Here is an 18725-nt window from a genome sequence, read left to right on the forward strand (position 1 = left end):
TGTAGGGAAAAATCCGAGACAGAATAGCGTCTTAGCCCGTCGTCCGGTGCCCCATTACGCGATCCGTTTGCGATAAACCCGCACGCCAATCAACACAATGGCGATCAGCCCGAGTACACCGGCGCCGATCCAACTGAGTGCGTCATAGCTCAGCAGCGGTTTCTCGATGCGCCAGTAGCCTGGCTGCTTGAGCACTTGGAGCATGGCTTGGTTGGTCTGGTCCAGGCTCACCGCCTTGATGCGCTTGACCGGGTCGCTGAAGCGGCCTTTGTTGTAATCGCCAGATGCACTCCAGTAGTAGTCGGCCAACGCGCTGTTGCCTTGCACGGCCCACGCCTGGCGCGCGATGGCAGCTTGTTGCAAGCGCGCGAATACCGCAGGGTCGAGGCCGTCCTTGAGCAGTTGCGCCTTGAGGTCCTGGAGTACCTGTTCGGCTTTGGGGAGGTTTTCCCGCTCAAGGTCGGCGTTCAGGCTGAGGAAGCCTACGCCGCCGAGTACTTCGCGCTCGCTCCAGGGGCCGTAGGACAAGCCGTGCTTGAGGCGCAGTTGGCGGTACAGCGCCCAGTCGAGGTAGTCCTTGAGCAAGTCGTAGGTTTCGTCATGCTGGTCGTCCAGCACCGGCTCGGGAAACAGCCAGTGCAGCTTGGCGCTGTCGCCCACCCAGCCGTGAATCAATTCGCGATGGCTGGCGGCGGCGTGCTGGATGTCGGGCAGCGCGGGGTGTTCAGTCGGCTCGACCGGGTCGAGTTGGCCATAGGTGCGTTCCAGATAAGCCGGTAGCAGTTTGTCGAGGTCGCCGACGATGATCAGCGTCATGTTGTTGGGCGCGTACCAGTTTTTGCGCAGCTTCTCTAATTGGTCGCGGGTCAGGTGATTGACCTCCGCACGTTCAGCACACTTGAGGCCAAGTTCAACGGCCAATTGATTACTGGCAGTGTGGCCCAGGTCCTGGCGGTCCAGCAGGCGTTGCAGGTGTGAATAGTGGCCGCCGTCTTCGCGCTCGACCACGTGTTTGGCGGCGTTGATGTTGGCGTCGGTCAGTTCCGTACGGGTGATGATCGCCAGCAGCAGGTCGAGCACCTTGCGCTGGTTTTGCGCGGGCGCTTCGATCACAAAGGTGGTGTCGGCATTGCTGGTGTAGGCGTTCCACTCGCCGCCCAGTGCCTGCATGCGGTCTTCCAGGTCACCTTCGCCGCCGCCGTCGATGCCGCTGAACAGCAAGTGCTCCAGCAAGTGCGGCAGCTCTTTGTCCTCGCAACTGAAGTCATCCAGCCCTACGCCCACCACCAGGCGAATCGCCACGTGCCCGCGCTCGGTGCCCGGTTTGAGCAGCAATTGCAGGCCGTTGGGCAAGGTGTAGCCCTCGACTTGCAGGCGGTCAAAGGCAAAGGCGTGGGCACAGCTCATGAACAGGCAAGCGAATAACAGGCGACGCATAACAAGCTTCCTGGCGAGTGAGGTCAGCTTTAACTGACTTCACGGGCCATCATCCGTTCAGGGCGAGTGTGTGATGTCGGCAATATCTTCGGCGGAGAGCGCGCCGGTGTCGGACGTTTCCAACACTACATAAGCACTGCTGCAAAACAACGAGTTCAAGCGTTTCATGTCGGCAATCAGTTCCAGATGCAGGGAACTGGTCTCCAGGCTCTGTACGATTTTGTGCTGAAGGCGGCTGACGTGGGCGTGGGCCAGACGGCGTTCCTGGGCGCGGAAACGGCGCTTCTCGCGCAGCAATTGGCGAGCGCTTTCCGGGTCCCCGCTGAGGAATACCGACAAGCCGAGGCGCAGGTTGGCGATCAGTTGGCCGTGCAGGCCGGTCAGTTCTTCCAGGCCCACTTCAGAGAATTGGCGGCGCTGGGAGGTTTTCTGCTGCTGGACTTTGCGTAGCATGCGTTCGATCAAGTCGCCGGCCAGTTTCAGGTTGATCGACAACTCAATGATCTCGGCCCAACGACGGCTGTCCTGTTCGCTGAGGTCTTCGCGGGGCATTTGCGCCAGGTAGAGTTTGATCGCGCTGTAGAGCGCTTCGACATCGTCGCTGAGGCTGCGCATTTCCTGGGTGATAGCGGTCTGTTTGCCGCGCAGTACTTCTTGCATCGAGGTCAGCATGTTGTCGATCAAGTCGCCCAGGCGCAGGGTTTCCCGGGCGGCGTTGGCCAGGGCCAGACTGGGCGTCGCGAGGGCGGTTGGGTCGAGGTGGCGTGGCTTGGCCTTGCCGTTGGCCTCCTGTTGTTCCGGAAGCAACCAGGCGCACAGCCGCGCCATCGGTCCGATGGTGGGCAACAGGATCAGGCAACGACTGACGTTGTAGAGCAGATGGAAGGTGATGACCATGCCTTGGGCGCTGTAGTCCAGGCCATCCATCCAAAGCACCAGTGGGTCGAGTACCGGGATGATCAGCAGCAGGCCGATCAATTTGTATAGCAAGCTGCCCAGGGCCACCTGGCGGCCGGCGGCGTTTTGCATGCTGGTGCTGAGGAAGGCCAGCACGCCGCTGCCGATGTTGGCGCCGATCACCAGGCCGATGGCCACGTGCAGGCCGATCACGCCGGCGCCGGCCAGGGTGGCGGTCAGTAGGACGGCGGCCAGGCTGGAGTAGGAAATCATCGCGAACAAGGCGCCGATCAGGGCGTCGAGCAGGATGTCGCCGGTTAACGAAGCGAACAGCACTTTCACGCCCTGGGCGTGGGTGATCGGCCCGGCGGCTTCGACGATCAGTTGCAGTGCGAGGATGATCAGCCCCAAACCGATCCCGACCCGGCCCAACTGCCCTGCCCGCGTCTGTTTGCGCGACAGGAAGAAAATCACCCCGAGGAAGATCAGCAGCGGTGACAGCCAAGACAAGTCAAAGGTCAGCACGCGCGCCATCAATGCTGTACCGACGTCGGCACCCAGCATGGTCGCCAGGGCGGGCATCAGGCCCATGAGGCCCTGGCCAACAAAGGAAGTCACCAGCATCGCTGTGGCGTTGCTGCTCTGCACCATGGCAGTCACCAGGATACCGGCGACAAATGCCAGCCAGCGCTTGGACATGTTCTGCCCGATGACTTGGCGCAAGTTGGAGCCGTAGACCCGCAGGATGCCGGTCCGGACGATGTGCGTGCCCCAGATAAGCAGGGTCACGGCGGAAAGCAGATTGAGCAAGGTCAGCATGCTCGGCCCCCCGTGTGGGTGTGCGCCAATCGACGCAAATGAGAATTGCCGCTGCCGTTTTACGTCTTGTAATTAAGCTGTAGTTGGCGAATGGGCTCTGCGCCAGCATCGCATAGCTAATGTGGGGATTGAAACAAAACTGTCATGAAATCAGCTTTTTGCAGACGAGAAAAAAGGGCTCGAAAGCCCCTTTTTCAGCAGCGAGTCAGTTTTATTGACCCGGAATATCTTTGCGCAGTTTCACCGGATCCTGCTGTTTGCGCTTTTTCGCGATGGCGGTACGCATCTTGATGTTCACCGCTTCCACCGCCAGCGAGAACGCCATGGCGAAGTAGACGTAGCCTTTTGGCACGTGCACATCGAACGATTCGGCGATCAGCACGGTACCCACGACCAGCAGGAACGACAGCGCGAGCATCTTCAGTGACGGGTGCTTGTCGATGAATTCGCTGATGGTGCCGGCCGCCAGCATCATCACCAGCACTGCCACGACAATCGCCGCAACCATGACCGGCACATGGGAAACCATGCCGACTGCGGTGATCACCGAGTCCAGGGAGAACACGATGTCGATGATCGCGATCTGGATGATGGTGTAGATGAACTTGCCACCCTTGCCGCCTGGCTCTTCGTGGGTTTCGTCTTCACCTTCCAGCGCGTGGTACATCTCCTGGGAGCTTTTCCACAGTAGGAACAGGCCACCGAAGAACAGGATCAGGTCGCGACCGGAGATGCCTTGGCCGAAGACCACGAACAGGTCGTTGGTCAGTTGCATCACCCAGGTGATCGACAGCAGCAACAGAATGCGCGTGACCATGGCCAGCGCCAGGCCGAAGATCCGGGTGCGCGCCTGCATATGCTTAGGCATGCGGCTGACCAGGATCGAAATCATGATGATGTTATCGATACCCAGGACGATCTCGAGGGCCGTCAGGGTGAAGAAGGCAATCCAGATTTCCGGATTGGTCAGCCATTCCATGTGTATTCCTTTGAGCAAGTGTTAAACCGCGCAAGCTGCAGCGCCGCGCGGTGGGTGAGTCGGTACGATTATAGAGTGCTGAACAGCGGAAAAATCCCCATCAGCAATGCGGCGAACATTATGCACAGGCATACCAGCACTGCCCACTTCAGCGTGAAGCGCTGGTGATCGCCAAATTCGATACCGGCCAGGGCTACCAGCAAGTAGGTCGAAGGTACCAGCGGGCTGAGCAAGTGCACAGGCTGGCCAACAATAGACGCGCGGGCCATTTCGACGGCGGTGATGCCATAGTGGCTGGCGGCTTCGGCGAGCACTGGCAGTACGCCATAGTAGAACGCGTCGTTGGACATGAAGAAGGTGAACGGCATGCTGACCAGCGCGGTGATTACCGCCATGTACGGGCCCATCGCTTCCGGGATGACCGCCAGCAGGCTCTTGGACATGGCGTCGACCATGCCGGTACCGGAAAGAATGCCGGTGAAGATACCGGCGGCGAAGATCAGTCCCACCACCGCCAAGACGCTGCCGGCGTGGGCGGCGACGCGGTCTTTCTGCTGTTGCAGGCACGGGTAGTTGACGATCATTGCGATACTGAACGCCACCATGAACAGCACCGGCAGTGGCAACAGACCGGCGATCAGGGTGCACATCAGCGCCAGGGTGAGCGCGCCGTTGAACCAGATCAGTTTCGGCCGGCGGGCATCCGGGAATTGCGACACGCTGATTTCACTGTGGTCGATCTCGTCACCTTGCAGGTGCAGTTCACCCAAGCGCGCACGTTCGCGCTTGCCGTACATGTAGGCGATCACCAGGATCGCGACCACGCCGGCGGCCATGGCCGGGATCATCGGCACGAAAATATCCGAGGGGTCCACGTGCAGCGCACTGGCGGCACGGGCGGTTGGGCCACCCCAGGGGGTCATGTTCATCACGCCGCCGGCGAGAATGATCAAGCCGGCCATGATCCGCGGGCTCATGCCGATGCGCTGGTACAGCGGTAACATGGCGGCCACGCAGATCATGTAGGTGGTGGCGCCGTCACCGTCGAGGGACACCACCAGGGCTAACACAGCGGTGCCGACGGAGACTTTGAGCGGATCACCCTTGACCATCTTGAGGATCTTGCGCACGGCCGGGTCGAACAGGCCGGAGTCGATCATCAGGGCAAAGTAGAGGATGGCAAACATCAGCATCACGCCGGTCGGCGCGAGCTTGGTAATGCCTTCGAGCATCATCGGGCCGATCTTCGGTGCGAAGCCGCCGAACAGCGCGAACAGGATTGGCACGATGATCAACGCGATCAGCGCGGACAGGCGCTTGGTCATGATCAGGAACATGAACGTGATGACCATGGCAAAGCCAAGGAAAGTCAGCATAGGAATACTCCAGGCGTAGCGCGGCTAGGGAATGGCGAACCGGTGGGGGTCAGCGCAGAACGAAAGGCACGAGGCGTACGGGTGGAGTTGGGGCGAACAGGCGGGTACGGGCGGACATCGGGAATCACCATTGTTGTTGTGTACAGCCGGTCTGTTGCCGGCAGTTGGAGGTGATCCTAGTCGCGAAAGCTTTCAGCCAGCTTTCGCTGATAAAACAGGTGATGGAGGCCAGACATACGGTTTTCAGGTTTACACAGATCAAATGTGGAGCTGGCTTGCCTGCGATTGCATCACCTCGGTTCAACTGAACGACCGAGGTGTCTGCATCGCAGGCAAGCCAGCTCCCATATTTGAAAGGTGTCTGCCGCGAGTTTTTCAGGGCAGCTCCAAGCCGCCCGCCGCTTTATGCAATGCCCGCAAATGCTCGCCCACCTGCTTGAGGTTGGCTTCGCACGCAGCAATTTCGGTGGAGCGGGAAGGCTCCAGCAGCGCCCTCACCTCTTTATCCAATTCGCCGGTCAGCGATTGCAGTTGCTTCTGGCGCTCGGCACTTTCCGATTCCAGGCGCTTGGATTCCGACGGTTGCGGCAGGCCGTAGCCACCGCTGCCCAGCAGCTCCGCCGGGCGGCTGAGGAAGCCGCTGTTGGCGAGGATCTGTTGCAACGTGGCGTTGGCTTTCTCCATGCCACCGTTTTTCAGCTCGCGAGCGCCGAGGTAGCGTTGTTTGACCTCGTCCTGGGCCAGCATCAACTGTTTACGAAAGCTCGCCTGCTCCAGCAGCAACAACGCGGCGCTGGTGCGCAGGTCGGCCTGGCCGAACCACTGGCGACGTTCCTCTGCGCTGAGAGACAGCCAATCTTCGACCTGGGTTTGTTTGATCGGCAGGTGTTTGCGCAGCACATCGAACATCGCTTGGTAACGCTCGCGGAACGAGTCGAAGTGATAGCCCAGGCGCAGGGCCTTGCGCTTGTCGTCCAGTACAGTTGTGTCGGCCAGGCCGCGAGCGCTCAGGACCTCCAGCAAACCATTGGGGGTGATGTTATCCAGGCCGGTCAGTTGTGGGTTGGCGCTGCCGCTGCGTAACAGCTTGAGGCTTTCCACTGCGCAGTTGTTGGAAATGAAGAAGTAGTTGCCGTCGTAGCTCCAGTGCATTTCGGCGGCATGTTCGACAGTGTCGTTGATTTCCTGGCGGGTCAGTTTCAACGGTACAGAGGCCAAGCCGCGCAACTCGGTCTTGGTGTACTCGTCGATCACTTGTGCCAGCGGCAGTACAAACAGTCGCGATGGGTACTTGCCGACCAGGCCATCCCAGCTCGACAACTGTACATCACCGACAAAAGCGCGGTAGGACAACACCAGATGCTGGTCCAGGTCCAGCCGACAATCCGGCCCTCGCGGGCGCCCCGGCGCGCAAATCACCAGGCGCAGCATGCTGTGACCCCAGCGACTGACCAGGTTCTGGTTGGCCTCGGCCAGCAGGTAGTCAATTTCGTACACGCGCTCCGGGTCGACATGGCCCAGCGGTGTCTTGGCGAAGTCGTTGCCGGCGTTCAGGAATGCGTAGCTCTTGGCGCAGGTGTCTTGTTCGGGCGGGGCCCAGCCGAAGTGTTCCTTGTAATAGCGGAACAGTGAGGGGCGGCGGCAGGCGTAGCTCGGGTCAAGGAGGAAGTACTCCATATTGACGGCCACAAATTCCAGCGGGCTGGTGGTTTCGTAGATGTCCGGGCTGCGGGCGACCTGGTGATTGTTCTGCTCACGCTCGCCGCGACGGCCAACGTATTGCGGCCAGCCGGCAAGGTCCAGCAGGCGTGGGTCATCGCTGAGGGTAAAGCGTCGGCCATTCTGGCCACGGCATTGATCAGGCAGACCGATGAGGCCGGTGAGGTTGTTCTGGCGGCTGCAACGATTGATCAGCGCACGGTCTTCTTTGGACCACAGGCGCGCACGGTCATAGATGTGGGTCAGTTCATGCAGCACGGTGGCGAGCATTTCCCGGCGCACAGTGCCGTGGGGGCGATTGGTTTTTTGGGTGGCGGCGCTGCCGTCGGTGAGGCTGGCGAGCAGGTTGCCGTTGAGGTCCAGCTCGGACACCAGGGAGGCTTGGCCATAGGCGTTTTCGGGCATCTTGTCGGTCCAGCCAACATCGATGCGACGGTCCAACTGCTTGATAAAGCGCGGCGGCAAAGAGCGCATCGCTTCGTCGAGCAATGCCTGGCTGGCCTCTTGTTCAGCGGGGCTCAAGCCCTCGGTCTTGAGCCGCAGTTGCAGGCTGGCCTGGGCCGCGCTGGCACACAGCAGCACAGCCCCGGCCAGGAGCCAGGCGGCGATTCGCCTCACAGTGCGAGGATAGCTTCAGCAAGCGTCTGGTCACTGGCGTCACGGGCTTCGGGCAAGCGTGTGCGCAGGGTGTCGAAGGCGGCTTCCAATCGCGCGCCACGGATCTCGCCGTTGGTAGCCACGAAACTGGCGGCGTCATCGTGGGCTTCGCGCACCACTTTGGAATCGCGGATGGAGGTGGTGGTGTCCGAGGTGAAATCAATGGTGCGGCCAGAGGCGCGAACAATGATGTTACTGGTGGCAACCAGGGTATGCGCCTGGGCAACGTCGGCCAACAACAGCAGGCCAAGGGCGGCGGCGATCAGCGGGCTACGCATGGAATAACTCCAAATACAAAGATGGAAATACAAAGATGATTATTGGACGAGAATTGCTTGCGCCAGTTCAAGGTCGCTGGCGTTAAGTTTTGGTTCGTTACGGCGCAGGTAATCCAGCGCCGACTCCAGCCGTGCACCCCGCCATTGCCCGTCTGTGGCAATAAACGCGGCAGCGTCGTCCTGGGCGGCCATTATCACTTTTTTGTCGAAGGGTGCAGAGGTCACTTTGCTGGTGGCGTACGCGCTGGCGACTGTGCTCTGAGTGGTTAGGTCAAAGGCCGAAGACAGTGGCGACCAGCCGGCGGAAAATATCAAAGGGACTATTAAAAGGCGGTATGAAAAAGCCATGGGACTCGACTACTGAAAGTGAGCGCCAAGGCTAGCGCAATGCCCAGGCGAGAGCCAGCGCCCAGGCATCCGTCCTGTCGTCAGATAGACAGGATGGCCTGGGCCAGTTGGGCGTCAGTCGCGGTGTTCAGTTGCGGAGCCTGTTGGCGAATCTGCGCCAGGGCGCTTTCCAGTTTTACCCCACGAATGGCGCCTTCGCTGGCGACAAAGCTGGCGGCGTCGTCACGAGCGGCGCGCACGACCTTATTGTCACGCAGGGACGAAGTGGCATCGGAGCTGGCGTCGGAAGTGGCCTTCAGCGCGCCGACGATGGAGTCGGTGGTCACGATGAAGCTGGTCGCATTGGCATTGGCAGCCAGGGCCAACAGGGCAGCAGCACTCAGCAGGCGAAGACGGGACATGGGGTGACTCCTGTAGATGAACGGATAAGGTGGCGCAGGGCAACCATTCTGGATCAGACGCTCGTGCTAGGCGGTTCGCCACGTATTGAGTGGATATTAAGCCGACACTTATCCGTTCGGGAAGCGCCTTGACTGCCTAGTCACGCCAGAATGGCTTGGACAGCTCAGCCATTTGGTCGCCATGGCTGATACCGAGATCCGACAGCTCCCGACCATCAAGCCGCGACAGCTGGCGTCGTTCGTAGGTGCGGCGCATCCATTTAGCGAGGATGGAGGTTGTCTGGTGCAAGAGCCGCTTATAAAGAGGGGACGGCTTATCCATGGCGGTTACTTTTCATGAGGTCTGAAACACCATGTTGGGCAAGCCGTTGCGACCGGTACAGATAAACCAATGCTAAATTGTACTGCTTAACTGGTATATTTTTTAAACTGTACCTATCGGTATGAAAGGCTTCTGTTTTCCCGTTCAAAACCACCCTCGCTGAAACAACAAAGCCCGCCTCCGGTTTCCCGGGGCGGGCTTTATTTTGAAGAATCAGTGCTGGCAGTGGACCCGGTGGGTCAGGGCCAGCGAGCGCTAAGTTAGCGCCAGAACGGCTTGCTCAGCTCTTCGTAACGTTGAGCTTCGCTGATACCTGCGTCAGCCAGCAGACGCGAATCCAGGCGAGCCAGTTGGTGACGGCTGGAGATGCGGCGCTGCCACAACATCAGGTTGGCCAGAACGCGCAGAGGCATGGCAGCTTGGTTGTTTACAGCTTTTTCAGAGAACAGATCGGAACTGAGTGTACGTTCCATGATGACATCCTTCCGCTTGTGGCGGGATTAGGTAGTGGTTTAACTGATGCCAATGATCCTCTTCCGACGCAAGACTCTCTAGATACAGTTCACTTGTATTGTGAGAGGGCAGTTAACTGTTTAAGGGTGCTGTACTGTACGAAAAAGGGGCAACTGTACCTGTCCGCACTAAATGGGTGCGAAATAGGCATTTTCAGTGAGGTGTGTGGAATATCAGGGTAGGAAATGACCAGTACAGCAGTACAGTTTTTTCATAAAATCGCAAGGAAGGTGCCGAGCTGATGAAACTGTATTTGCATCAGCTCGAATCTGTATCAATCACGCGTTGAGCATGTGCCCCGTTTCTTCCAGGTTAATGTGCCAGCTCAGTGCTTCGCGCAGGATGTGCGGGGTATGCCCACCGAGGGCGCAAGCAGCATTGAAGTAAGTGTTCAGCGCATCGCGGTAGGCCGGGTGCACACAGTTGTCGATGATCACCCGTGCCCGCTCCCTCGGCGCCAGGCCGCGCAGGTCGGCCAATCCGACTTCTGTTACCAGGATGTCGACATCATGCTCGGTGTGGTCCACATGGCTGACCATTGGCACCACACTGGAAATCGCACCGCCTTTGGCAATCGACTTGGTGACGAAGATCGCCAAGTGCGCGTTGCGCGCGAAATCGCCGGAACCGCCAATGCCGTTCATCATCCGGGTGCCGCAGATATGAGTGGAGTTGACGTTGCCGTAGATGTCGAACTCCAGCGCGGTATTGATGCCGATGATGCCCAGGCGACGCACCACTTCAGGGTGGTTGGAGATCTCCTGCGGGCGCAATACCAGCTTGTCCTTATAGTGTTCGAGGTTGCCGAACACATCGGCATTGCGCCGTTCTGACAAGGTGATCGAGCTGCCCGAAGCGAAGCTCAGCTTGCCTGCGTCGATGAGGTCGAAGGTCGAGTCCTGCAACACTTCCGAATACATGGTCAGGTCTTCGAATGGCGAATCGATCAGCCCACACATCACTGCGTTGGCAATGTTGCCGATCCCGGCCTGCAGCGGGCCGAGCTTGTTGGTCATGCGGCCAGCGTCGACTTCCTGCTTGAGGAAGTTGATCAGGTGATTGGCGATGCCCTGGGTGTCGCTGTCAGGCGGCGTCACGGTAGAGGCCGAGTCGGCCTGGTTGGTGATAACGATGGCGACGATCTTTTCCGGTGGAATCGGGATCGCGGTGCTGCCAATGCGATCGTCAACTTTGACCAGTGGGATTGGCGTACGTGTTGGCCGATAAGTGGGGATATAGATGTCGTGCAACCCTTCCAGATTCGGGTTGTGCGCCATGTTGATCTCGATGATCACCTGCTTGGCAAAAATGGCGAAGCTGGCCGAGTTCCCCACGGAGGTGGTGGGCACGATGTGCCCTTGCTCGGTGATGGCGACGGCTTCGATCACGGCGATGTCCGGCAGCTTGAGCTGGTTGTTGCGCAGTTGCTCGACGGTTTCCGACAAGTGCTGATCGATAAACATCACTTCGCCGGCGTTGATCGCCTTGCGCAAGGTGCTGTCGACTTGGAATGGCATGCGTCGTGACAGTACGCCGGCTTCGGTCAGTTGTTTATCCAGGTCATTGCCCAGGCTCGCGCCGGTCATCAGGGTGATCTTCAGTGGGGAAGTCTTGGCGCGTTCGGCCAGGGCGTGCGGGACGGCCTTGGCTTCACCGGCACGGGTGAAGCCGCTCATGCCGACGGTCATGCCGTCCTCGATCAGTGCGGCGGCATCTGCCGCGCTCATGACCTTGTTCAACAACGAAGGCAAGCGGATACGATCACGGTACATGGATTGTTATCTCGGGCTACGGAGGCAAGGTGCGCAGTTTAGTGATTTCAAAAAAATTCGGCCCGCTACCATGGTCGAATGCCGGGCAGCGATTTAGAGCCTTTGGTCGGGTTTCATGCAGTCATAAAAAACCCCAGCCTACAGCAGGCCGGGGTTTCGAGTGTTGCGCTGAAGCAGTGTTACTCGACGGCTTTGACCATGTCTTCGATGACCTTCTTGGCGTCGCCGAAGACCATCATGGTCTTGTCCAGGTAGAACAGCTCGTTATCCAGGCCGGCATAACCGCTGGCCATTGAGCGCTTATTGACGATGATGGTCTTGGCCTTGAAGGCTTCGAGAATGGGCATGCCGGCAATCGGCGAGTTCGGGTCATTCTTGGCGGCCGGGTTGACCACGTCGTTTGCGCCCAGCACCAGCACCACGTCGGCCTGGCCGAACTCGGAGTTGATGTCTTCCATCTCAAACACTTGGTCGTAAGGCACTTCTGCTTCGGCCAGCAGTACGTTCATGTGGCCTGGCATGCGCCCCGCCACCGGGTGGATCGCGTACTTCACGGTGACGCCTCGGTGAGTCAGCTTCTCCGTCAGTTCCTTGAGCGCGTGTTGCGCCCGAGCCACTGCAAGGCCATAGCCTGGCACGATGATCACGGTGTCGGCGTTGGTCAGCAGGAAGGTCGCGTCGTCGGCCGAGCCGGACTTCACCGGGCGTGCTTCTTTAGAGCCCGCCGCCGCGCCGGCATCCGGCGCATTGCCGAAACCGCCGAGCAGTACATTAAAGAAGGAGCGGTTCATCGCCTTGCACATGATGTACGACAGGATCGCGCCGCTCGAGCCCACCAGGGATCCGGCGATGATCAGCATCGAGTTATTCAGCGAGAAGCCAATACCCGCCGCCGCCCAGCCGGAGTAACTGTTGAGCATCGACACCACCACCGGCATGTCGGCGCCGCCGATTGGGATGATGATCAGCACGCCAAGCACGAAGGCCAGGGCCAGCATCAGCGAGAACGCGGTGAGGTTGCCGGTGAACATGAACGCCATGCCCAGGCCCAGCGTTGCGAGGCCGAGCACCAGGTTAAGCTTGTGCTGACCGCCGAACTGTACGGGGGCGCCCTGGAACAGGCGGAACTTGTACTTACCCGACAGCTTGCCAAATGCGATCACCGAGCCGGAAAAGGTGATGGCACCGATGGCGGCACCGAGAAACAGCTCCAGGCGGTTACCGGCAGGAATCGCGTCACCCAGGTGTTTGACGATACCCAAGGATTGCGGCTCAACCACCGCAGCAATCGCGATGAACACCGCTGCCAGGCCGATCATGCTGTGCATGAACGCGACCAGCTCCGGCATCTTGGTCATCTCAACGCGCTTGGCCATGATCGAGCCGGCAGTGCCGCCGATCAACAAGCCGACAATCACGTAGCCGATGCCGGCAGTAGCAAGTTCAGCGCCGAGCTTATAGATGAGGCCTACCGTGGTGAGTACCGCCAGCGCCATGCCGAGCATGCCGAACAGGTTGCCGCGTCGGGATGTGGTTGGATGGGATAGGCCTTTTAAAGCTTGGATAAAGCAGATCGACGCGATCAAGTAGAGCGTCGTGACGAGATTCATGCTCATGACGATGGCGCCTCTTCTTTTACTTTCGGGGCTTTCTTCTTGAACATCTCAAGCATCCTGCGGGTCACCAGGAAGCCGCCAAACACGTTTACCGCCGCAAGGGCCACCGCCAGGGTGCCCATGGTCTTGCCCAGCGGTGTCACGGTTAGCGCAGCGGCCAGCATGGCGCCGACGATCACGATTGCGGAAATGGCGTTGGTCACCGCCATCAAAGGCGTGTGCAGCGCGGGGGTAACGTTCCAGACCACGTGGTAACCGACATAAATCGCCAGCACAAAGATGATCAGGTTGTAGATACCGGGGGAGATAAGCTCTTCCATCGTCTGAATCCCTGCTTAGGCGTTTTTGCGGATGACTTGGCCGTCGCGGCACATCAGGCACGCGGCGACGATGTCGTCTTCGAGGTTGAGTTCAAACTGCCCTTCCTTGTTGAAGACCAGCTTCAGGAAGTCCAGCAGGTTGCGTGCATATAAAGCAGATGCATCGGCGGCTACGGCACCGGCCAGATTAGTCGGGCCGCAAATGATCACGCCGTTCTCGACCACCACTTGATCGGCGATGGTCAGCGGGCAGTTGCCGCCCTGGGCGGCGGCGAGGTCGATGACCACAGAGCCAGGCTTCATTTGCGCGACGGTCTCGGCGCTCAGCAGCGTCGGTGCCTTGCGGCCAGGAATCAACGCAGTGGTGATGACGATGTCGGCCTGCTTGGCGCGCTCGTGCACGGCCAGGGCCTGACGCTGCATCCAGCTGGTCGGCATTGGACGGGCGTAACCACCGACACCGATGGCGCATTCGCGCTCTTCATCGGTTTCGTAGGGCACATCGACGAACTTCGCGCCGAGGGACTCAATCTGCTCCTTCACGGCCGGGCGTACGTCAGACGCTTCGATCACCGCACCCAGGCGTTTCGCCGTGGCGATGGCCTGCAAGCCTGCCACGCCAGCACCGAGTATCAGCACGCGCGCCGCTTTCACGGTGCCTGCGGCGGTCATCAGCATCGGCATGAAGCGCGGATAGTGATGCGCGGCGAGCAGCACAGCTTTATAGCCGGCGATGTTGGCCTGGGAAGACAGCACGTCTAGGCTCTGGGCCCGCGAGGTGCGCGGCGCGGCTTCGAGTGCGAAGGCGGTGATGCCGCGTTCGGCAAGTTTGGCGATAGTTTCGTTGCTGAACGGATTTAGCATGCCCACCAACACGGTGCCGCTTTTGATCAGCGCAAGTTCGCTGTCGCTGGGGGCAACCACCTTGAGAATAAGCGCCGCGCCAAACGCATCGCTGGCGCCGCCAATGGTTGCGCCTGCCGTTTCATAGGCACTGTCGGGGACGCTGGCGTTAATGCCTGCTCCGCTTTGTACAGTGACCTTATGGCCCTGGCCGATCAGCTTCTTGATGGTTTCCGGGGTGGCAGCCACCCGCGTTTCACCGGTCTGGGTTTCGAGAGGAACACCAATGTGCACGTCAAATCTCCTGCATGATCTTTTTGCTTTTGATCTTTTTGTAAAAAGGCCAGTGCACCGCGAGTGGCGCAGCTGGGGCGGCCGATCAGCACGATCCCGCTGAAATGAAAGCGGGGCGCGGCATTTTGCAGGCGAACTTTACGGCCTTCAAGGGATTATGACGCGTGACGAAAAATTAACTACAAGTCACCCTGTGACTGATTGTCGCAACAATCCGAAATAAATTCTTCTAATACATGGGGTTAAAGCGTTTCAGGTGTTTTTGCGGTGTTTTGCAATGGTTCGTGTGAATAGTCGGTTATTGGCTTGTGATAGTCGCTACAAGCCATGTAGATCATGGCTTTTAGCCTGATTTTTGATTGACAGATACAGTCTGTTGAAATGCGACATATATGTACATCTGTAGGCTTAAAAATTAATTGACTACAGAGTCAGCAATTCAGTTTTAGCCTTTAGATATTGGGGCTGTAGCGCTGCGATTGGTCGATCAACCAGTCTCTGAATGCGTGCAGTGAGGCAGATTCAACTTTTCTCTCAGGAATCATCAGGTAGTAAGCCTTTGAGCAGGTCAGTGTCTGGGGGTTTGCAATCACCAGTTGGCCCTCCTCCAGCTCGCGCTGGATGAGGAACGGCGGGATCAGCGCGATTCCCATGTCGTGCATGGCTGCCTGGGACAACATCGAGAATAGCTCGTAACGGGGGCCTGTCATGTCGCGGGGGATGTTCAGTTGTTGGGCGCTGAACCACTGGCGCCACGCGTAGGGTCGAGTGGTCTGCTGCAGGAGCGGCAGCTCTGCAATCTCCTGAGCGTTGAGCTGCGTGCGGCTAGCCAAAAGTCGTGGGCTGCACACGGGGACAGGGTTCTCACCCATCAATCGATGGGATTCAGTGCCGGACCAGTCGGCATCGCCGAAGTAGATGGCGGCGTCGAATTCGGTATCGGCAAACAGAAAGGGGCGCGTGCGGTTGGTCAGGTTGACGGTGGCTTCAGGGTGCTGGCGTTGAAAGTCCTTTAGGCGAGGTATTAACCATTGAGTGCCAAACGTCGGGACCACGGCCAGCTCAATGACGTTGGCGCCCTGCTGTCCCATTACCGAAAGCGTATCGCGCTCCACTGCGTCCAACTGTGTGGCAACGCGACGGCTGTAGGAAAGCCCTGCTTCCGTCAGCTTGACCCCGCGCCGTGAGCGCCGAAACAGCTCGACACTCAAAAACTCCTCAAGGCTGGCAATCTGTCGACAGATGGCGCCTTGAGTGATCGAAAGCTCGTGTGCGGCCTTGGTGAAGCTTTCGTGGCGGGCTGCTGCTTCAAAACTGACCAGGGCGGTGGTGCTGGGAATTTTCCTGCGCATATACCGTGTCCTCACTCATAAAGCGCTGATGGGCCTTTCTTGGTCGTTACGAAGTGACAAATTAGCACAACCCTATGCGGAAACCTCGTTTGCCCTGTGCGCCTGGGGGGCCTAGGCTCATTCCACGACTTCCGATTTTCTCCGCGAGGACTTATTCATGGCTAGTAAGGCAAGCTTCAACTGGATCGATCCGCTGCTGCTGGATCAACAGCTCACCGAAGAAGAGCGCATGGTGCGCGACAGTGCTGAGCAATTCGCCCAGGACAAGCTGGCACCGCGTGTGCTCGAAGCCTTTCGCCATGAAAAGACCGACCCGGCAATTTTTCGCGAGATGGGTGAGACCGGGCTGCTCGGTGCGATGATTCCCGAGCAGTACGGTGGCAGCGGTTTGAACTATGTCTGCTATGGGTTGATTGCGCGTGAGGTGGAGCGTGTCGACTCGGGCTACCGTTCGATGATGAGTGTGCAGTCGTCACTGGTGATGGTGCCTATCAACGAGTTTGGCACTGAGGCGCAGAAACAGAAGTACCTGCCGAAGTTGGCCTCTGGCGAATGGATCGGCTGTTTTGGCCTGACAGAGCCCGACCATGGTTCCGACCCGGGCGCGATGATTACCCGTGCTCGTAAGGTAGACGGCGGCTACAGCCTGACCGGCGCGAAGATGTGGATCACCAATAGCCCGATCGCGGATGTATTTGTGGTCTGGGGCAAGGACGATGCCGGTGATATTCGTGGTTTTGTCCTGGAGAAAGGCTGGAAAGGTCTGAGCGCCCCGGCGATTCACGGCAAGGTTGGGTTGCGCGCCTCCATTACGGGTGAAATCGTCATGGAGAACGTATTCGTGCCCGAAGAGAACATTTTTCCGGATGTGCGTGGTTTGAAAGGGCCTTTCACCTGCCTTAACTCTGCCCGCTATGGCATCTCTTGGGGGGCTTTGGGCGCCGCAGAGTTCTGCTGGCACACCGCTCGCCAATACACTCTGGATCGTCAGCAATTCGGTCGTCCATTGGCGGCGACTCAATTGATCCAGAAGAAACTGGCCGATATGCAGACCGAGATCACTCTGGCCCTGCAAGGCTGCCTGCGCTTGGGTCGTATGAAGGATGAAGGCACTGCAGCGGTCGAGATTACTTCGATCATGAAGCGCAACTCGTGTGGCAAGTCGCTGGATATCGCGCGTATGGCGCGGGATATGTTGGGTGGCAACGGTATTTCCGATGAGTTCGGGGTGGCGCGCCATTTGGTCAACCTCGAGGTGGTGAACACCTATGAAGGCACTCATGACGTGCATGCACTGATCTTAGGGCGTGCGCAAACCGGTCTTCAGGCTTTCTATTAACGGGAGTACGGCATGGGCGCGCTTTCGCATCTGCGGGTACTGGATTTATCGCGAGTACTGGCGGGTCCCTGGTCCGGGCAAATCCTGGCGGACCTTGGGGCAGAGGTAATTAAGGTCGAGCGGCCGGGCAATGGCGACGACACGCGTGCGTGGGGGCCGCCCTTCCTTAAAGATGCCTATGGCGAGAACACCAGTGAGGCGGCGTATTACCTGTCGGCCAATCGCAATAAGCAGTCCGTGACTATCGATTTCACGCGGCCGGAGGGGCAGGCACTGGTGCGCGACTTGGCGGCCAAGTCGGACATCCTCATCGAGAACTTCAAGGTGGGTGGTCTTGCGGCGTATGGGCTGGATTATGAGTCGCTCAAGGAGATCAATCCGGAGTTGATCTACTGCTCAATTACCGGCTTTGGTCAGACGGGGCCTTATGCGGCGCGTGCTGGCTATGACTTCATGATCCAGGGGCTGGGCGGGCTTATGAGTCTGACGGGCAGGCCCGAGGGTGATGACGGTGCTGGGCCGGTGAAGGTTGGCGTGGCCCTGACTGACATTCTTACGGGGCTTTACTCGACCGTAGCGATACTGGCGGCGCTGGCTCATCGGGACCATGACGGTGGCGGGCAGCATATTGATATGGCGTTACTGGATGTGCAGGTGGCTTGCCTGGCTAACCAGGCGATGAATTACCTGACAACAGGGGAGGCGCCTAAGCGCTTGGGCAATGCTCACCCGAATATTGTGCCTTATCAGGATTTTCCCACGGCCGATGGTGACTTCATCCTGACGGTGGGTAATGACGGACAGTTTCGTAAGTTTGCTGAGGTGGCTGGGCAGCCTCAGTGGGCGGATGATCCGCGTTTCTCTACTAATAAGGTGCGAGTGGCCAATCGTGCAGAGCTGATTCCGTTGATTCGCCAAGCTACGGTGTTTAAGACGACGGCTGAGTGGGTGTCACAGTTGGGGCGGGTCGGTGTGCCTTGCGGGCCTATCAATGACCTGGCTCAAGTGTTTGCCGATCCACAGGTCAAAGCGCGCGGGTTGGCGATGGCGTTGCCCCATGCGCTGGCGGGGATGGTGCCTCAGGTTGCCAGTCCGATACGGTTGTCCAAGACCCCTGTGGAGTACCGGAGTGCGCCTCCTCTATTAGGGGAGCATACGGCGAAAGTGCTGCAGGATGTGCTGGGATTGGGTGTGGCCAGCGTGGCTGCCCTGAGGGGGCGGGGTGTTATCTGAGTCTTCCCCTCTATATAGAGGGCGTTATCGTGGCCTTTCTGGTGGTTTTTTGATCAATCCTAACTAATTGATATAAAAAGCAAAATTAAGGGTTGACGGCAGATTCTGGAAGTCTATAATTCGCCCCACTTCCGGCGCAGTCGAAACGGAAAACTCCTTGGTAAACAAAGAGTTATGCGAAATTCGACAGCGAGTTGCTTCAGTTGATCG

17 protein-coding genes are annotated in these 18725 nt (G+C 58.8%); 2 read left to right on the forward strand and 15 right to left on the reverse strand.

The features are described from left to right. Nucleotides 1-54: 54 nt before the first annotated feature. From AACY36_RS13840 to AACY36_RS13910, 15 genes are all read right to left on the reverse strand, one after another. A complete protein-coding gene (locus AACY36_RS13840) occupies nt 55-1437 on the reverse strand; it encodes a M16 family metallopeptidase (protein ID WP_339419152.1) in 1383 nt (460 codons plus the stop codon). A gap of 57 nt (nt 1438-1494) precedes the next feature. Next, a complete protein-coding gene (locus AACY36_RS13845) occupies nt 1495-3153 on the reverse strand; it encodes a Na/Pi cotransporter family protein (RefSeq protein WP_339419151.1) in 1659 nt (552 codons plus the stop codon). 211 nt (nt 3154-3364) lie between these two features. Further along, nucleotides 3365-4132 (reverse strand): TerC family protein, encoded by a 768-nt coding sequence (locus tag AACY36_RS13850; RefSeq protein ID WP_049710720.1) that lies wholly within the window; start codon nt 4130-4132, stop codon nt 3365-3367. A gap of 68 nt (nt 4133-4200) precedes the next feature. Then, nucleotides 4201-5508, reverse strand: a complete 1308-nt coding sequence (locus tag AACY36_RS13855) for a CitMHS family transporter (RefSeq protein WP_339419150.1) — start codon at nt 5506-5508, stop codon at nt 4201-4203. A gap of 375 nt (nt 5509-5883) precedes the next feature. Then, nucleotides 5884-7845: a DUF7844 domain-containing protein gene (locus tag AACY36_RS13860; RefSeq protein WP_339419148.1), complete on the reverse strand. Its 1962-nt coding sequence runs from the start codon at nt 7843-7845 to the stop codon at nt 5884-5886. Further along, complete coding sequence (locus tag AACY36_RS13865; protein ID WP_339419146.1) at nt 7842-8162, reverse strand: DUF2388 domain-containing protein; 321 nt, start codon at nt 8160-8162, stop codon at nt 7842-7844. The genes AACY36_RS13860 and AACY36_RS13865 overlap by 4 nt, the downstream gene beginning before the upstream one ends. Nucleotides 8163-8201: 39 nt before the next feature. Further along, complete coding sequence (locus tag AACY36_RS13870; protein WP_339419144.1) at nt 8202-8510, reverse strand: DUF2388 domain-containing protein; 309 nt, start codon at nt 8508-8510, stop codon at nt 8202-8204. An 80-nt stretch (nt 8511-8590) separates the two neighbouring features. Then, nucleotides 8591-8911 carry a DUF2388 domain-containing protein gene (locus AACY36_RS13875; RefSeq protein ID WP_339419142.1) on the reverse strand — a complete coding sequence of 107 codons (321 nt, stop codon included), beginning with the start codon at nt 8909-8911 and terminating at the stop codon, nt 8591-8593. A 136-nt stretch (nt 8912-9047) separates the two neighbouring features. Continuing rightward, nucleotides 9048-9233: a DUF1127 domain-containing protein gene (locus AACY36_RS13880; protein ID WP_339419140.1), complete on the reverse strand. Its 186-nt coding sequence runs from the start codon at nt 9231-9233 to the stop codon at nt 9048-9050. 260 nt (nt 9234-9493) lie between these two features. Beyond that, a complete protein-coding gene (locus AACY36_RS13885; RefSeq protein ID WP_049710714.1) occupies nt 9494-9706 on the reverse strand; it encodes a DUF1127 domain-containing protein in 213 nt (70 codons plus the stop codon). Between the two features lie 318 nt (nt 9707-10024). Continuing rightward, entirely contained in the window at nt 10025-11518 is a 1494-nt protein-coding gene (locus tag AACY36_RS13890; RefSeq protein WP_339419137.1) for an acetyl-CoA hydrolase/transferase family protein, read from the reverse strand. Nucleotides 11519-11697: 179 nt separating this feature from the next. Continuing rightward, entirely contained in the window at nt 11698-13134 is a 1437-nt protein-coding gene (locus tag AACY36_RS13895; RefSeq protein WP_339419135.1) for an NAD(P)(+) transhydrogenase (Re/Si-specific) subunit beta, read from the reverse strand. After that, a complete protein-coding gene (locus tag AACY36_RS13900; protein ID WP_003170836.1) occupies nt 13131-13454 on the reverse strand; it encodes an NAD(P) transhydrogenase subunit alpha in 324 nt (107 codons plus the stop codon). Before AACY36_RS13900 ends, AACY36_RS13895 begins: the two co-directional genes overlap by 4 nt. Before the next feature lie 15 nt (nt 13455-13469). After that, entirely contained in the window at nt 13470-14591 is a 1122-nt protein-coding gene (locus AACY36_RS13905) for a Re/Si-specific NAD(P)(+) transhydrogenase subunit alpha (protein ID WP_339419133.1), read from the reverse strand. A 452-nt stretch (nt 14592-15043) separates the two neighbouring features. Continuing rightward, nucleotides 15044-15943, reverse strand: a complete 900-nt coding sequence (locus tag AACY36_RS13910) for a LysR family transcriptional regulator (RefSeq protein ID WP_339419131.1) — start codon at nt 15941-15943, stop codon at nt 15044-15046. Nucleotides 15944-16100: 157 nt separating this feature from the next. Between AACY36_RS13910 and AACY36_RS13915 the strand changes: the two genes are divergently transcribed. Together AACY36_RS13915 and AACY36_RS13920 are read left to right on the forward strand one after the other, a co-directional pair. Next, nucleotides 16101-17282 (forward strand): acyl-CoA dehydrogenase, encoded by a 1182-nt coding sequence (locus tag AACY36_RS13915; RefSeq protein ID WP_339419130.1) that lies wholly within the window; start codon nt 16101-16103, stop codon nt 17280-17282. A gap of 12 nt (nt 17283-17294) precedes the next feature. Continuing rightward, complete coding sequence (locus AACY36_RS13920) at nt 17295-18515, forward strand: CaiB/BaiF CoA transferase family protein (RefSeq protein ID WP_339419129.1); 1221 nt, start codon at nt 17295-17297, stop codon at nt 18513-18515. Nucleotides 18516-18725 lie beyond the last annotated feature (210 nt).

This window comes from Pseudomonas sp. EA_15y_Pfl1_P101 (assembly GCF_963970835.1).
GTDB classification, from domain to species: domain Bacteria; phylum Pseudomonadota; class Gammaproteobacteria; order Pseudomonadales; family Pseudomonadaceae; genus Aquipseudomonas; species Aquipseudomonas tritici.

Bases quoted from the DNA above. Each gene is read 5' to 3' on its own strand.
- AACY36_RS13865 (WP_339419146.1), bottom strand. From the start codon at position 8,162: ATGCGTAGCCCGCTGATCGCCGCCGCCCTTGGCCTGCTGTTGTTGGCC.
- AACY36_RS13890 (WP_339419137.1), bottom strand. From the start codon at position 11,518: ATGTACCGTGATCGTATCCGCTTGCCTTCGTTGTTGAACAAGGTCATG.
- AACY36_RS13920 (WP_339419129.1), top strand. From the start codon at position 17,295: ATGGGCGCGCTTTCGCATCTGCGGGTACTGGATTTATCGCGAGTACTG.
- AACY36_RS13850 (WP_049710720.1), bottom strand. From the start codon at position 4,132: ATGGAATGGCTGACCAATCCGGAAATCTGGATTGCCTTCTTCACCCTG.
- AACY36_RS13845 (WP_339419151.1), bottom strand. From the start codon at position 3,153: ATGCTGACCTTGCTCAATCTGCTTTCCGCCGTGACCCTGCTTATCTGG.
- AACY36_RS13880 (WP_339419140.1), bottom strand. From the start codon at position 9,233: ATGGATAAGCCGTCCCCTCTTTATAAGCGGCTCTTGCACCAGACAACC.
- AACY36_RS13875 (WP_339419142.1), bottom strand. From the start codon at position 8,911: ATGTCCCGTCTTCGCCTGCTGAGTGCTGCTGCCCTGTTGGCCCTGGCT.
- AACY36_RS13855 (WP_339419150.1), bottom strand. From the start codon at position 5,508: ATGCTGACTTTCCTTGGCTTTGCCATGGTCATCACGTTCATGTTCCTG.
- AACY36_RS13895 (WP_339419135.1), bottom strand. From the start codon at position 13,134: ATGAGCATGAATCTCGTCACGACGCTCTACTTGATCGCGTCGATCTGC.
- AACY36_RS13915 (WP_339419130.1), top strand. From the start codon at position 16,101: ATGGCTAGTAAGGCAAGCTTCAACTGGATCGATCCGCTGCTGCTGGAT.
- AACY36_RS13885 (WP_049710714.1), bottom strand. From the start codon at position 9,706: ATGGAACGTACACTCAGTTCCGATCTGTTCTCTGAAAAAGCTGTAAAC.
- AACY36_RS13840 (WP_339419152.1), bottom strand. From the start codon at position 1,437: ATGCGTCGCCTGTTATTCGCTTGCCTGTTCATGAGCTGTGCCCACGCC.
- AACY36_RS13870 (WP_339419144.1), bottom strand. From the start codon at position 8,510: ATGGCTTTTTCATACCGCCTTTTAATAGTCCCTTTGATATTTTCCGCC.
- AACY36_RS13910 (WP_339419131.1), bottom strand. From the start codon at position 15,943: ATGCGCAGGAAAATTCCCAGCACCACCGCCCTGGTCAGTTTTGAAGCA.
- AACY36_RS13900 (WP_003170836.1), bottom strand. From the start codon at position 13,454: ATGGAAGAGCTTATCTCCCCCGGTATCTACAACCTGATCATCTTTGTG.